The organism is Pseudoalteromonas sp. G4 (assembly GCF_028875915.1).
Taxonomy (GTDB): Bacteria; Pseudomonadota; Gammaproteobacteria; order Enterobacterales; family Alteromonadaceae; genus Pseudoalteromonas.
In genome coordinates this window covers 1-14,931 of sequence record NZ_JAPEHW010000012.1, presented here as the reverse complement: position 1 = coordinate 14,931, position 14,931 = coordinate 1, and the positions used below count along the sequence as shown (strand labels likewise).

Below are 14,931 nucleotides of genomic sequence, written 5' to 3'. Positions count from 1 at the left end.
CTCTACTCTTGCTCTGTAGCAAAAACCGGCTCAACTGTGTCACCAATGCGCACAAATCCCTGCCCTAAAGTAATCACATTTGCTTTGTCGCCAAGACTTGCCATCCATACGCCGGATGCTTCTGATTTAACAACATCAATTGGCGAAAACACAACACGGTTTTCACTATCAACCGTTTTTACGCCGATATTGCCATCTTCATCAAGCGCCATAAATGCTGGACTTAAATGAATCGCGTTCACTTCATCATAGGTAATATCAAGTTGGGTTGAAAACCCTGCACGATATTGCATATTTGGGTTTTCAAATGCGGCTTCAATTTTAAATGTATTAGTATTGTCATCAGCGACAGATGCAATATAACGAATTTTACCTGGGTACGTTTTGTTATTAATAAATAAACCAGAGACGTCTTGCCCTACTTTTAGCCCCATCACTTCTTTTTGTGTAACGTTGGCGCGCACAATTAAAGGGTTTAAATCTGCTAGCTCTAGAATTGGGTCGCCACGGCCTAAGTAATCACCAAGTTCAACTAAACGCTGGTTAATTACTCCTGAAAATGGTGCGCGAATTTCGGTGCGTGCTAACGAAAGCTCTAAATTAGCTAAATTGGCTTTTGCTTGCTCAAGGCTCGCTTTTGCTCTTGCTAATGCTGATTGATCATTTAAGCCTTTTTGCTTGAGTTTTAACGCACCTTGATATTCAACTTCACTTTGCGCTAAAGAGGCTTTTGCAGCTGTGATTTGCTGGTCTAAATCAGATTTATCCAATTTAAGAATCACCGTACCACGCTCAACGAATTGGCCTTCTTTTACTAAAATTTCAATTACTTCACCTTCTTGGCGTGCAGCAACACGGGCAACTTTATTTGGTTCAGTGCGACCATAAAGTTGAAGCGAGCGATTAATTGGCTTGGCATAAAGGGTTTCTACTTTCACCTTAGCAATGCGTTGCTCTGGTTTTGCTGTTGATTGTTCGCTTGCGTTTGAGCCACCCGACATCATCCACAAAATAATAAAAATCGTAATAAACACAGCAATAATGTAAGGTTTTTCGTTGAGCTGAGTACTCAGTTTTTTGAATAGGTGCATTCCCTTCTCCAGCACATATAGGCAGCAATTTCTTAATAGATGATAATCTTTCTCAACAGTATATGTAAGTTAAAAAATGTAACATCTTCAACATATTTACTTCATTTTATTTCCCAAAGCCTAAAAACAAAATGCCACTGTAAAAGTGGCATTTTTAAATTGAGTTTATAAACCAATTTCGTTAAACACTAAACGATGCTCCACAACCACAGGTTGTTGTTGCATTGGGGTTATTTACGAAGAAACGAGAACCTTCTAAACCTTCGGTATAGTCAACTTCACCGTCAACTAAGTACTGCAAACTCATAGGATCAACCACAAGAGTTACACCGCTTTTCTCTATTTCTAGGTCACCCGGATTGGTTTTCTCATCAAATGTAAAACCATATTGGAAACCTGAGCACCCACCACCTGTTACATAAACACGTAATTTTAATGCTGGGTTTTCTTCTTCCTCGATAAGCTGCTTAACTTTATTTGCAGCTTTGTCGCTAAATTTAATTGGTAATTGATCAGACATACTTCGACCCATCTATATGAATAGGCGAATTATCTAATACCTGACCAATTTAATCAAGTTTAGCGCTATCGCCTTTTGTACTAATTAAGTCGTTATGTATCTAAACCATTTTATTGCGTTAGATCATTAACTATTGGGTAAATTATCTTATTTTTTATTACTATTATGCTGTTATAATTAGAGCACTATTATCCCACTGAATTTCCGACAACAAGCGCATGACATTTAGCCAAAAAGTAACTAATAATTTGGCGACCTTACGTAGGGTCGTGGCTCGTCCTAAATCGAGTATTCAATTAGCGTTACTTGGTGTTCTTGCCGGACTTGTTGCTGCGATGTTGATTATTATGTTTCGCTTAGTGGTATTAATTGGCCAAAGCGGCTTTGTTAGCGAATACGATAACTTCACTCAACTTCCTGAAACTGAAAGATTAATATTGCCAATTCTCGCCGCGGTATTTATTGCAACTTTCGCTTACCTAACTGGCTTTAAGCACTATCGCTTAGGTATTCCCTATGTTATTCACCGCATTAAACAAAATTATGGACAAATGCCCATCTGGAATGCGGTGAACCAATTTGTTGGTGGCGCGGTAGCGTTAATTAGTGGCTTTTCGGTTGGCCGTGAAGGCCCTTCTGTTCATATGGGTGCCGCAGGTGCCAGTGTTATTGCCAGTTATTTACACCTACCTTATAACGCAATGCGTACCTTAACTGGTTGTGGTGTAGCTGCTGGTATATCCGCTTCATTTAATACACCGCTTGCTGCGGTTATTTTTGTAATGGAAGTAGTACTTAGAGAATATAAAGTACATATTTTCGTACCGGTTATTCTGGCATCGGTAACAGGTGCCATTACTACACAGTTTGTATTTGGTTCGGACACTGAACTTGCGCTGATCCAAGTTGAGTCTATTCCGCCTTGGCATTACCCCTATTTAATTGTTTGCGGCATTGTGCTCGGTGCTGTTGCTTATGGTTTTAACAAAAACTTGATGCTGATAATTCGTACGTTTAAATCGGTAAATATGTTCCCACGTTTAATCTTGGCGGGCATTATTACTGGCGCGATTGGCTACTTAGTGCCACAAGCAATGGGGTCAGGCATGAGCGCCATTGATATTGCTGTCAGTTCGCCTGAACAAGTGCAACTGCTAACCACTATTTTAATCGCAAAGTTATTAGCGACCTTATTTGCATTAGGTTTAGGTATTCCTGGTGGCATCATTGGCCCCGTAATTGGATTAGGCGTTATCTTGGGCTCATTAATGAGTTATTTTGCGCATTTTATTAATCCAGAAGTAAATATTACTGGCACCTACGCAGTACTTGGCATGGCGGGTTTATTGGCAGCCACTTTAAATGCACCACTTGCAGCACTGATGACCGTAATGGAGCTAACCGCAAGTCATACTATTATCGTGCCAGCTATGCTAGTCATTGTGTCGGCTTATTTAACGGCACTACAAGGCTTTGGCAACCGCTCTATATTTTTGCAACAGTTGGATTTCCAAGGTTTAAAATACCAAGTATCCCCTGCGGTTGAAGCGCTGCAAAAAGTCGGTGTAATTGAGGAAATGAGTGATAAATTCAATTTACTTTACAGCGATGATAAAGCACTTATCGCAGAGTCTTTGGATGCGGCTGATGCGCAAACACCACTTATAGTCTTTGATGAAGAAAATGGCTATCGCCTTGCAGAGTATGACTTAAACTTAACAGCAGAAGAAAGCGTTACTATTCGCTATATTGAAATGCAAGGCGTATCTAGTCAAGCCACTTTAGGTGATGCCTTTGAAATACTGAGAGACAACCGTTCTGGTGTTATCTACGTATATGATCAACTTAAAGACAATGATATTTTGGGCATTATTCGCTGGGACGATATTCGCCAGATTTTAATGATCCGCAACGCACTGCTTTAGGACATAACAATAATGAACACCCTTTTACTAATTAAAGCACTACATATCTTTTTTATGGTGGCTTGGTTTGCCGGCATATTTTACCTTCCCCGTTTATTTGTTTATCACGCAATGACTGAAGAACGCAGCAACAGCGCCATGCTTAAAATTATGGAGCGACGCTTACTATTTTTTGTAACGCCGTTTGCGGTTTTAACCGGTGTATTTGGTATTGCCCTTATGCATATGTACGGTATGGAGTGGGTAAAATTGAGTATTTGGCTTCACATTAAACTGAAGCTGGTACTTCTGCTTTATATCTATCATGGCTATTGCTTTAAATTACTTGCTGATTTTAAGCATGATAGAAACAAACGAAGCGATAGGTTTTATCGCATTTTCAATGAATTACCTGTTTTAATATTGCTAGCGATTGTGATCTTAGCAGTAATGAAACCAAGTTTTTAAAAAATCTGCTATATTAGCGCCCGAAAACAACTGCTCAGGACCTAAATCATGTCAAACTTTGTTGGCCAACATATTCTGTCTGTAAATGAGTTAAACCGCGATGCGATTGAAACCATTTTCGATGTTGCGCGAAAAATGGAACCCTATGCGAAAAAGCAAAAACGTACAAAGGTACTTGAAGGTGCCATTCTTGCGAATTTATTTTTCGAGCCAAGCACGCGTACTCGTGTAAGTTTTGGTACAGCATTTAATTTACTCGGCGGACTCGTTCGTGAAACAACGGGAATGCAATCTTCTGCGCTAGCAAAAGGTGAGTCACTTTATGATACTGCCCGCGTAATCTCATCATACGCTGATGCCGTTGCGATGCGCCACCCAGAAGCACACTCCGTTGCAGAGTTTGCTGGCGGTTCGACGGTGCCTGTTCTTAATGGCGGCGACGGTCCAAATGAACACCCAACACAAGCGTTACTTGATTTATTAACCATTGATAAAGAACTTGCCCGTTTTGACCGTAAAGTTGATGGCATGCACATTGCCCTTGTCGGTGATTTAAAATACGGCCGTACCGTACATTCGCTATCAAAGCTTTTATGTCACTACAAAGATATCAAGTTTTCACTTGTTGCCCCTGATGGTCTGCAAATGCCAGATTACATTGTTGATGCAGTCACTAATGCTGGCCACCAAGTTGATATCGTGAGCCAAATGGAAGGCAATCTTGCTGCTGATATCGTGTATCAAACACGTATTCAAGAAGAGCGTTTTCCTTCACAAGAAGAAGCAAATAAATACCGCGGTGGTTTCCGTATCAGCCAAGCAATTTATGACGCCCACTGCAAACCTAACTCAGTATTGATGCACCCACTACCGCGTGACAGCCGTGGTGATGCCAATGAGCTTGATAACGACTTAAATAGTAACGATAACCTAGCGATTTTCCGTCAAGTACAAAATGGTGTACTGGTACGTATGGCGCTGTTTGCATTAACGCTAGGTGTTGACGGTCTCGTCGACAAATATGAAACCGAAGTGCCATGGTTTAGCCGTAAGCAAAATACCTAACCCTTAGCTGGAACAAATTATGACAATTAGCCAAGATTTATTTGATAGAGCACAAGCCTCTATCCCAGGTGGTGTTAACTCACCAGTGCGCGCATTTAATGGTGTAGGTGGCACACCACGCTTTATCACTAAAGCTGAAGGTGCATTTACGTATGACGCCGACAATAACAAGTACATTGACTATGTTGGCTCTTGGGGCCCAATGATTTTAGGCCATAATCACAGTGCAATTAAGCAAGCAGTGCTTGAAGCCGTTGAAAACGGTTTAAGCTACGGCGCGCCTACTGAAACTGAAATTCTAATGGCCGAGAAAGTAAAAGCACTCGTGCCATCAATCGAAAAAGTACGCATGGTAAGCTCAGGCACTGAAGCCACCATGAGTGCAATTCGCCTAGCGCGTGGTTTTACCGGCAAAGATAAAATCTTAAAGTTTGAAGGTTGCTATCACGGACACGCTGATTCACTCCTAGTAAAAGCGGGCTCTGGCGCTCTGACTATGGGCGTGCCAAATTCACCGGGTATTCCTGAAGATTTTGCTAAGCACACACTTACTGTGTCGTTTAACAAGCTTGATGAAGTAAAAGAAATTTTCGCTAAATTTGGTGATGATATCGCGTGTATTATCGTTGAACCTGTTGCAGGTAATATGAACTGTATCCCACCCGTTGCTGGCTTCTTAGAAGGTTTACGTGCAGTTTGTGACGAGTATAAATCAGTACTGATTTTTGATGAAGTAATGACTGGCTTCCGCGTTGCAAAAGGCGGTGCACAGGCTTATTACAACATCACACCTGATTTAACCTGTTTAGGTAAAGTGATTGGTGGTGGTATGCCGGTAGGTGCATTTGGTGGTAAAACTGAAATCATGGATTACATCGCACCAATTGGCCCTGTTTATCAAGCGGGTACGCTTTCTGGTAACCCAATTGCGATGGCTGCTGGTTTAAAAGCTCTTGAGCTATTAGATGTTGACGGTCTTCATGACGAGCTTGAAGCGAAAAGTAAGCGTATTTGTGAAGGCTTTAAAGCTGCTGCTGAAAAAGCAGGCATTCCGCTCACGACTAACTACGCTGGCGGCATGTACGGCTTCTTCTTTACATCTGAAGAAACAGTAACCACTTACCAGCAAGCAACAGAATGTGATTTAGAACGCTTTAAAAAGTTCTTCCACTTAATGCTTGATGAAGGTGTTTATCTTGCACCAAGTGCGTTTGAAGCGGGCTTTGTTTCTACGGCACACGGTGATGCTGAAATTGAAGCAACTATCGCAGCTGCAGAGCGTGCATTTGCTAAGCTTTAAGCAAATAAGTTAGATTTAATTTATAAAACCACGCACTTGCGTGGTTTTTTATGGTCAATAAACCGAGTTAGGGTTAATTACAGCGCGGCCGTGAATTAAATAACTCTGCTGGTATCGGCAATTTAAGCACAGTGCCACAGCCTGGTGGTGCTTGCTTGCCTGTTTCTGTATTTACAAACGCCCATTTAATTGACGGTGGCCTAGGTGTTGCGATTGATTCTGGATTGAGCTGTCGCAAATAGCGAATATAAAGCTCTAAAGCACCAACGCTACCAGTTAACTTCGTCGGTTTATTATCATCACGACCAACCCAAGTAACGGTTACCGTATTTTGGTCAAAACCGGCAAACCAGCTATCACGCAAGTTATTGGTTGAGCCCGTTTTACCCGCTAACTGAATGGTTGGGAAATGTAATTTTAAGCGTTTCGCGGTGCCTTCACGTGTTACCTTTTGCATTGCGTATTTGGTCATATAGCTAGTGGCTGGTGAAAAACGCCTTATCGGTGTGCTTTGATGCTGGTAAATCAACTCACCAACCGCATTCGTAATTGCTGCAACAGAGGTGATATTGCGGTAGTCACCATCAAATGCAATGGTTGAATACATCTGTGCAACATCAATAGGCGAAAGCTCTTGCGCGCCTAGTAATAACGACGGGTATTGATTAATAGACTGCTCAACCCCTAAGCGTTTAATCGACTCAGTGACAGCTGGTAAGCCAAGATCTAAACCAATAAACGCCTGATAAAGTGGCATTTTACCGCGGAATCTTTGGTCAAAATTAGACGGTGACCAAGTGTGACCGGCTTCATCACTAATCTCCATAGGCTCGTCATCAACTAAGCTGCCGAGGGTATATTTGCCTGACTCAAATGCAGTCATATAGATGGCTGGCTTAACTAATGAGCCAATATTACGCTTGGTATCAAGCGCTCGGTTAAAACCATTAAAGTCGCTATCGCGAGCGCCTACCAAGGCAGACACACCGCCATATTTCACATTAACCGACAACATTGCTGCCTCAAGCTTAGAAGTCGATTTTAAACGTTCTAAATAAGGCAACCCTGTTTCAAACGACTTTTCCATCGCAGCTTGTTTTTGTAAATCAAAATACGTAAATACCCGTACCCCAGCATCAATAGTGTCTTTCGAATCAAGAATATCTTTTAGTTCGCGGCGCACTAAATCCATATAGCCTGGATGCTGGTTTATATCAAACCGTGATAGCGGCTCAATTTTAATGTCGCGCGCAAGTGCCAGTTTGTAGCTTTTCGTTGAGATTAAACCGTTTTCAACCATTAAACGCAGCACCAAATCACGCCTTTCCATCGTACGTTCTTTAAAGCGACGCGGATTGTAGTAACTCGGCCCTTTAACCATCGCAACTAATAAAGCAACTTGGTCGTATTCAATTTCATTAAGCGGTTTACCAAAATAAAACTCACTAGCAAGACCAAAACCGTGCACCCCTTGCGAGCGCGACTGACCAAGGTATACCTCATTTAAATAGGCTTCTAAAATCTCATCTTTGCTGTATCTAAAATCTAAAATTAAGGCAATTAACGCTTCGTTAATTTTACGCGTTAGGGTGCGGTCACGGCTTAAATAAAAGTTCTTAGCTAATTGTTGCGTCAGCGTGCTGCCGCCTTGTACTGTGCGACCAGCACGGATATTAGCCACAAGGGCACGGACAATTGACCATACTGAAACACCATGGTGCTCGTAAAAATTACGATCTTCAACCAAAAGTAAGGTTTCTTGTACGACTTTAGGAATATGACTGAGCGGCACAAACTCACGATCTTGTTTGGTTTCATTTGCTAAGCGCGCCAGTTGCACTGGCTCTAATCGCGCCATAGCCAAGCTTTCCCCCTGCTCACCTTTAATCGCCGCAAGCTTTTTAGGGCCGAAGATTAAGTCAAATCCCATTTGCTGCTCAGAACCATCATAAAACTCAAAAGCGCGACGATAAATGCGGATAGAGTTGCCTTTAACAACATATTGCCCAGTATTATTAATACGATTAACTTCAGAGTAATTTAGACGCTGCAATTCCCAAATCACCTCATCTTTTGATAAATACTGGCCCGGGTAGAAGGTCATCGCACGCGCGTAAATTTGCGCTGGCAACTGCCATTTGTTGCCTTCGAATTTGTGGCTTATTTTGCTATCTAAGTAAATCAAATAAAGGGCAAGTGCCAAACATAGGCCAATACCAAGCTTAAATGAAAAAACGGCAATACGTTTAATCCAACTCGGTTGATTACGAGTTGGAGCTTGTTTTTTCGCGCGAGGTTTCTTTTTGCTGGCCGTTTTTGCTGTTGTGGCTTTAGCTGGTTTCTTTTTATCTGTCATTGCACTTAGAATTGAGAAAAATCGTGTTAATCATACCGATTTTTGTATCGCATTTCATTGCCAATACCACTTTAAACCCCCATTATAACTTTCAAATGATTCTTTGTTGTGCATTAAACAAACTGCGCTTGGTAACAGGCTCAGACAAAATCATCAGAATTAATAACAGCAAAGCGTTACTCTAAAAACTCATTCTAAAAATCAGAAGGATAGCTATGAAATACGCAAAATTAGGCAGTTCCAATCTTGATGTTTCTCGTATTTGTTTAGGCACCATGACATGGGGTGTGCAAAACAACCAACAAGATGCCGATCAGCAAATTGATTTTGCCAGTGAATGTGGTATCAACTTTATGGATACAGCTGAAATGTATGCTGTGCCCCCCACACCAGAAACTTACGGTAAAACAGAAGAAATCATTGGTAATTACTTTGCTAAAAACCCACAAAAACGAAATGACTGGGTGATTGCAACCAAAATTGCAGGCAATGGTTTACCTTGGGTAAGAAATGCCTCTGACATCACTGGTCAAGCGGTTATTGACGCTGTTGATGCATCTTTAAAACGCCTACAAATCGATACCATCGACGTATATCAGTTACATTGGCCAAATCGTACTTCACCGCATTTCGCAAAGCATAGACCAAATCAGATTAGTTTTACTGATGTCGATACAAAGGCACATAAAGCACAAATGCTCGATATTTTGCAGGGGCTTGACCACTGTATTAAAGCTGGGAAAATCCGCCATTTTGGTCTGTCAGATGACACCACTTGGGGTATTCATACGTTTATTGAACTTGCCAAAGAACATAATTTGCCAAGACCAGTATCGATTCAGAATGAGTTTAATTTACTGCACGCAAAAGATTGGCCGTATTTAATTGAGCACTGCGTGCACGAAGACATTGCCTATTTACCTTGGTCGCCACTGGCAACTGGCATGCTAAGCGGTAAATACCTCAATAATGCACGCCCTGAAGGCAGCCGCTGGACACTTATTCAGCGTCAAGGGTTATTTAGGGATACAGAATTTTCACAGCAAGCCGTTGCAGAATACTGTCAACTTGCCAAAAAGTTAGGCATTACACCTAGCCAACTGGCACTGGCTTGGTGTGATAAAGTTGATGGCATAACATCGACCATCATTGGCGCAACGACACTTAACCAATTGCAAGAAAACGTGGCAGCATTTGAACTCAACCTGCCAGCTGACTTTATGGCACAAGTCGATGAAATTTGGCGTAAATACCCGCTGCCTTACTAGTCTACTTAAAAAGCGTAAGCACTAACTGCTTTAGGTTTACGGGAATAATAACAAACAACGCAATCCCAGATGCAAAGTCTGGGTTTGCCTTACAATAAAACGTAATTTCAGGTTTATCACTTGAAAAAAAGGCGTCCAACTCTTGTGCATTGTAATTACTGCTGCGCCCTGTTTTCACTAAGCAGGTGGTTTTTGTATAGCGACTTTCTATGCCTGAAGCGTTAAACAACGCAAACAAAGATTGCCCAGCGTCTAAAAACTGCTTGCTGGGATAGGCTATTGCCACACGTTTAGCTATTGCACGATACATTGCAGGGCTGAGCATAGTATCGGCATAATAAATTTGCTGCCAAGGATGCGTTAACCAGTATTTAAATGCCTGTCGAATAGAAAACCCTAACGTATTGCCACCTTGTCGGAATTTAGGATAAAACCCCGCAGATGCACGAATTAACACCTTTTTATTTGAGCGTTCAAAGGTAAGTAAGCAATAACCGACAATACGTTCATCAGCATAATAAAGGCGCAGCACGCGCTTAAACGCTTTGCTATCTTCAAAGTATTTTAAATAATACTCATCGCATGAAATGCCTTTAAAACAACTAGCAAAAATTAATTTTAGTTCGCTAATATGTGCATCATTAAGCCAGTTATTTGGCCAGCTAAAATCTTGCGTTTGTTGAAGAGTACCCACTTAACCGCCAAAATAGAGCTTAAACTCTAAACAGCATAACAAAGCTAGTTTATCTAAATCCATAATAAACTAAACAAATTCGATTATTCTCGCGTACAATCACTATTAATCTCCATTGCGAAGTATGCTTATGTCTAAATACAACAATCAAACATTTTTGGGCTATCTTGGCTTAGTGCCATTTTTATTGTTAGTAGGTGCCCACTTTTTATTTGAAAACCCATTATTAAGCCAAGCGTTTTTATTTTACAGCATTAGCATTATGAGTTTTGTGGCTGGCAGCCTATGGCGTACATCAAATAGCAATAAGTTTAACTGGCTGGTAGTGTTACCGACAATTCCAACGCTGGCACTTGCCCTCTTCGACACTAAACTCGCCCTACTCTATTTAGGTGTATGCTATGTGTTTATATTGGCATTACAAAAACGCACAGAGGATTGGCCGATTTTAGCGCCTGATTATCAGCGCATGCGTGAGCGCATTACTGGGGTGGTATTAGTGTGTCATTTATTCTTTGCAGCACAACTGCATCATAACGTGACCCAAATTTAACTTATACCGCAAAAAAGCAGAGTGAAGTTACATTCTGCTTTTTACTTTGTTAGTTGCCTTAGCATTAGCGGGATCATCCGGCCAAAAATGTTTAGGGTAGCGTCCTTTCATTTCTTTTTGCACTTCACGATAGCTCGATGCCCAAAAACCTGCTAAGTCCTGAGTAATTTGCAGTGGCCTCATGGCGGGTGACAGTAACTCGATAGCAAGCGCTAAATGACCACCAGCAAGGGTTGGCGTAGTGGCAACACCATACATCTCCTGCATTTTCACTGCGAGCTTTGCTGGTCCATCAACTTGATAGTGAATTTTTAGTTTTGATCCCGTTGGTACAACAAGACGTTCGGGCAACAGCTCATCTAAACGCGTTTGCTGTTGCCAATCAATTAGGTTTTCAAGCGCAGGTAAAATCGCTACTTTTTTAAGTGCCGTAAGGCTATTTACGTCGCGTAGATAAGGTGCCAACCAGCTTGCCAAGCTCTCAAATAAAAACTGTTTATTGATGGCTGGAAATTCATTTGGCAAATATTTATGCGCAAGCGTTAGCCTCACTATATATTGCTCAGCATCTTCATCTAAGGTAATTAATTGCCAGCCTTTTTTAGCGATAATGGCGCACCACGCAGCGGCTTTTTCATCAGCACTTACGGTTTTACTGCTTGGTTTTCGCGAAAGTACGAGTTGCCCCAAACAGTAATGGGTTTCAGCAATAAAGCGCCCAGCATTTTCATCAAACTGTGCAATATTTTTATTCGAAAACAAATAAGGTAGTGCACTTTCAATCAGTGTTAAATCACATTTACAGGCATTAAATACATGCTGCCCAGTGGCACCACCCATATCGCCTATACAAAGCAAAGGGTCTTGCAGCGGAAAATCGGAATGTAACGTGGCACCTGCACCGTTAGCTAAACGCAGGCCATTTCCGCGCTTTTGTGCAATTCTATCAGGAAATGCAAGTTTTAACTTTAAGCGTTTAAGCCAAAGTGTCAGTTCTTTTTCAAAACTCCCATGCGGCGTATTAAGTTGCAGGTTAAGCCCTGTTGCAATATCACTGCTGCGATTCGTTTGACTGGTAAAAAGTGCGACCAAGTAAACAGCTAAATGATAAATACCAGGGTAATCCGCATCGAGCTGCTCGGCTTTAATCAACATATGGGCAAAGCGAAGTTCAGTACCATAACTTAAAATTTTTCTGCCAAGCGAAGTGATTTTGCCATCACCGTCTATCGCCTCAAGCATCAGCAATAACTCAGTTGCTGCAGCTATTTGTTTTGCGCTTGGTTTATCAAGCAGCACTAAATCATGGATGTGCGTCCCCCAATTAGCGCACTCTAAAACAAGTTGGCTAATATCGCTTCGTAATATTTCTGGGGTTGTGTGATTAGCACGGCGTTCAAACAGCTCTTTACTACCAAGGCGATAAACAACACCCGCTTCGATTCGACCGGCACGACCCGCGCGTTGAACTGCAGAAGACTTAGCAATATTTACAGTAAGCAATTGGCTGATGCCATTTTTTACATTGTATTGGGTAATTTTCTCTTTACCAGAATCCACCACAATTCGAATGCCATCAATGGTCAAACTGGTTTCAGCAACATTCGTGGTCAGCACGATTTTGCGTTTATCACCTTCACACGGTTTTAGCGCTGCTTGCTGCGTTTTTTTATCTTGCTTGCCAAAAAGCGCATAAATAGCGGTATTTTGCTCAATAAGCCCTGCATTTTTAGCATCAAGTAAGGCGCTTTCAACGGCTTTAATTTCTTTCACACCCGGTAAAAAAACTAAAGCACTGCCCGTTTGCTCAGCCATCGCTTTAAGTGTAAGCGGCGCAATTTGTGACAGCCAATCAGCTTCATTAGTAAGCGGTGTATAAACTTCAGAAATTGGAAACTGACGACCTTCACTTTGTACTAAAGGCGCATCAAACTCTGCTGATAGCCGCTCACCATCTAAGGTTGCAGACATGATCAGCAATTTTAAATCATCGCGATACGCCAGTTGCACCTCAAATGCCAGTGCCAATGCTGTTTCAGCCTGAATTGAGCGTTCGTGAAACTCATCGAAAATAACTAAATCGACCCCGTTTAACTCAGGATCGTCTTGTAACATGCGAGTGAGCATGCCTTCGGTGACAATTTCTAAGCGCGTTTGTTTGCTAACAATACTTTCACCGCGAATGCGTAAACCTATGGTTTGCCCTAATGGTTCATCTAAGCATTCAGCCAGAAAGCTTGCGATATTTCGCGCAGCGAGCCTACGTGGCTCAAGCATAATAATACGTTTAAAGTGGTTATCTTTGATTAGCTGTAACGGCAACCAAGTTGATTTACCGGCACCCGGTGGCGCCTGCAATACAACTCGCTCGTTATTTGATAATTCAGTAACTAGTGTGTGATAAACACTTTGAATAGGTAGCAAAACTAACGTCCAACAATTTTTTGCTGAAGTTTAACTGTTTTGTGTTAATTTCGCAGTAATCGGCAAGCAAATCGCAACAAATAAGCCGCTAACAATCAAACAAGCCACGAGTCCGAACTGCTGATAAATCACTCCAGATAACACAGTACCAAATAACCTGCCGCAAGCATTCGCCATATAATAAAGCCCAACATCCATTGATGCACCTTCATCACGGGCATAATGCACAATCAAAAAAGAATGAATGGCAGAGTTAATGGCAAAAATAATTGCAAAGAGTATCAGTCCTAAGATGGCGATATCAACTAATGGCATTCTCAGGTAAGCTGCTAACAGCATTAGTAAAATCACCATTAACAGCGCTATTGCCGCAATCAATGCAGCGCGCGCATTGGCTTGCTTATTCAATAGCTTAAACGCTTTTGGCGTAGTTGACTGAAAGATGCCATAAATAATGACCCAAGCAGCCATCATGGTGCCCACTTCAGTACTTGTCCAACCGGCTTGCATGGTTAAAAAAACGGGTAATGCAACAACAAACCATACATCGCGACTGGCAAATAAAAAACAGCGGGCAAACGAAAGTAAGTTTACTTTGTTGCTTGATGAAAATATGTGACTGAATTTAGGTTTATACGCTTTTGCTTCTAGGCTCCCTTTTAGTTGCAAAGCCACCAGCAATGAAATTACGCCAAGCCCCGCTGCTAAAATATATAAACTGTGTTGATAACCAAATACCGCTAACAACAACCCACCTAAAAAGAAGCCGCAGCCTTTTAACGTATTCTTTGATCCAGTTAGCAGTGCAACCCATTTAAATAGCGTGCTATTTTCGTTTTTAGGTACCAACTGTTTAATTGCGGTTTTAGCACTCATTTTATTGAGATCTTTAGCAATACCCGATATGGCCTGCAATGCCATGACATAAGCAACACTCAACCACTGAGTTTGCGCCAGTAATAACAGCGCACTTATTTGCAAAAATAGTCCACTAAACAAAGTAACCTTCAAACCAAAGCGCGCACCTAACCAGCCGCCAAAAAGGTTTGTCACAATGCCAAAAAATTCGTAAAACAAAAACAGCATGGCAACTTCAATTGGTGAATAACCAAGTGTGTGAAAGTAAAGCACCACCAACATGCGCAGCGCGCCATCGGTTAACGTAAACCCCCAATAAGCAAAGGTGATTTGAATATAGTCTTTGATACCCTGATTAACTGTTTTTGTTGCTGCTAACATAGTTTTAAGTTTGAGATATAAGAAAGTTTTAGCGCCTAAACCAAGGCGT

Annotated in this window: 12 protein-coding genes; 6 read left to right on the top strand and 6 right to left on the bottom strand. The window is 41.6% G+C overall.

Going from position 1 to position 14,931, the window contains the following annotated elements:
• Nucleotides 1-2: 2 nt before the first annotated feature.
• The gene (locus ON073_RS06160; RefSeq protein ID WP_274760995.1) at nt 3-1,091 is read right to left on the bottom strand and encodes an efflux RND transporter periplasmic adaptor subunit; all 1,089 of its coding nucleotides are present in this window, start codon (nt 1,089-1,091) and stop codon (nt 3-5) included.
• Nucleotides 1,092-1,272: 181 nt separating this feature from the next.
• Nucleotides 1,273-1,611: an iron-sulfur cluster insertion protein ErpA gene (gene erpA / locus ON073_RS06155; RefSeq protein WP_274760994.1), complete on the bottom strand. Its 339-nt coding sequence runs from the start codon at nt 1,609-1,611 to the stop codon at nt 1,273-1,275.
• A gap of 218 nt (nt 1,612-1,829) precedes the next feature.
• Here erpA and ON073_RS06150 point away from each other — a divergent pair, with 218 nt between their 5' ends.
• Genes ON073_RS06150 through hemL form a run of 4 tightly spaced genes read left to right on the top strand, consistent with a single transcriptional unit; the run spans nt 1,830 to nt 6,348 of the window.
• Nucleotides 1,830-3,536 (top strand): chloride channel protein, encoded by a 1,707-nt coding sequence (locus ON073_RS06150; RefSeq protein WP_274760993.1) that lies wholly within the window; start codon nt 1,830-1,832, stop codon nt 3,534-3,536.
• 12 nt (nt 3,537-3,548) lie between these two features.
• On the top strand, nt 3,549-3,983 hold the full coding sequence (locus tag ON073_RS06145) for a CopD family protein (protein WP_274760992.1): 435 nt from the start codon (nt 3,549-3,551) through the stop codon (nt 3,981-3,983).
• A 48-nt stretch (nt 3,984-4,031) separates the two neighbouring features.
• Nucleotides 4,032-5,048: an aspartate carbamoyltransferase gene (locus tag ON073_RS06140; protein ID WP_274760991.1), complete on the top strand. Its 1,017-nt coding sequence runs from the start codon at nt 4,032-4,034 to the stop codon at nt 5,046-5,048.
• 19 nt (nt 5,049-5,067) lie between these two features.
• Nucleotides 5,068-6,348, top strand: a complete 1,281-nt coding sequence (hemL, locus tag ON073_RS06135) for a glutamate-1-semialdehyde 2,1-aminomutase (protein WP_274760990.1) — start codon at nt 5,068-5,070, stop codon at nt 6,346-6,348.
• Between the two features lie 73 nt (nt 6,349-6,421).
• Here the strand turns inward: hemL and mrcB are convergent, their stop codons facing one another.
• A complete protein-coding gene (gene mrcB, locus ON073_RS06130; RefSeq protein WP_274760989.1) occupies nt 6,422-8,704 on the bottom strand; it encodes a penicillin-binding protein 1B in 2,283 nt (760 codons plus the stop codon).
• A gap of 215 nt (nt 8,705-8,919) precedes the next feature.
• On the opposite strand from mrcB, the gene ON073_RS06125 reads away from it, so the two are divergent.
• Nucleotides 8,920-9,972 carry an aldo/keto reductase gene (locus ON073_RS06125; protein WP_274760988.1) on the top strand — a complete coding sequence of 351 codons (1,053 nt, stop codon included), beginning with the start codon at nt 8,920-8,922 and terminating at the stop codon, nt 9,970-9,972.
• A 1-nt stretch (nt 9,973) separates the two neighbouring features.
• On the opposite strand, the gene ON073_RS06120 is transcribed toward ON073_RS06125, so the two are convergent.
• Nucleotides 9,974-10,666 carry a hypothetical protein gene (locus ON073_RS06120; RefSeq protein WP_274760987.1) on the bottom strand — a complete coding sequence of 231 codons (693 nt, stop codon included), beginning with the start codon at nt 10,664-10,666 and terminating at the stop codon, nt 9,974-9,976.
• A 130-nt stretch (nt 10,667-10,796) separates the two neighbouring features.
• On the opposite strand from ON073_RS06120, the gene ON073_RS06115 reads away from it, so the two are divergent.
• Nucleotides 10,797-11,219, top strand: coding sequence for a DUF3429 domain-containing protein (locus ON073_RS06115; protein WP_274760986.1), 423 nt, complete (start codon nt 10,797-10,799; stop codon nt 11,217-11,219).
• Between the two features lie 27 nt (nt 11,220-11,246).
• Here the strand turns inward: ON073_RS06115 and hrpB are convergent, their stop codons facing one another.
• Nucleotides 11,247-13,643 carry an ATP-dependent helicase HrpB gene (hrpB, locus tag ON073_RS06110; protein WP_274760985.1) on the bottom strand — a complete coding sequence of 799 codons (2,397 nt, stop codon included), beginning with the start codon at nt 13,641-13,643 and terminating at the stop codon, nt 11,247-11,249.
• Between the two features lie 30 nt (nt 13,644-13,673).
• Nucleotides 13,674-14,882, bottom strand: a complete 1,209-nt coding sequence (gene arsJ, locus ON073_RS06105; protein ID WP_274761042.1) for an organoarsenical effux MFS transporter ArsJ — start codon at nt 14,880-14,882, stop codon at nt 13,674-13,676.
• Nucleotides 14,883-14,931: the final 49 nt, after the last annotated feature.

Bases quoted from the DNA above. Each gene is read 5' to 3' on its own strand.
- ON073_RS06140 (WP_274760991.1), top strand. From the start codon at position 4,032: ATGTCAAACTTTGTTGGCCAACATATTCTGTCTGTAAATGAGTTAAAC.
- ON073_RS06125 (WP_274760988.1), top strand. From the start codon at position 8,920: ATGAAATACGCAAAATTAGGCAGTTCCAATCTTGATGTTTCTCGTATT.
- ON073_RS06150 (WP_274760993.1), top strand. From the start codon at position 1,830: ATGACATTTAGCCAAAAAGTAACTAATAATTTGGCGACCTTACGTAGG.
- ON073_RS06145 (WP_274760992.1), top strand. From the start codon at position 3,549: ATGAACACCCTTTTACTAATTAAAGCACTACATATCTTTTTTATGGTG.
- mrcB (WP_274760989.1), bottom strand. From the start codon at position 8,704: ATGACAGATAAAAAGAAACCAGCTAAAGCCACAACAGCAAAAACGGCC.
- hemL (WP_274760990.1), top strand. From the start codon at position 5,068: ATGACAATTAGCCAAGATTTATTTGATAGAGCACAAGCCTCTATCCCA.
- ON073_RS06115 (WP_274760986.1), top strand. From the start codon at position 10,797: ATGTCTAAATACAACAATCAAACATTTTTGGGCTATCTTGGCTTAGTG.
- ON073_RS06160 (WP_274760995.1), bottom strand. From the start codon at position 1,091: ATGCACCTATTCAAAAAACTGAGTACTCAGCTCAACGAAAAACCTTAC.
- arsJ (WP_274761042.1), bottom strand. From the start codon at position 14,882: ATGTTAGCAGCAACAAAAACAGTTAATCAGGGTATCAAAGACTATATT.
- erpA (WP_274760994.1), bottom strand. From the start codon at position 1,611: ATGTCTGATCAATTACCAATTAAATTTAGCGACAAAGCTGCAAATAAA.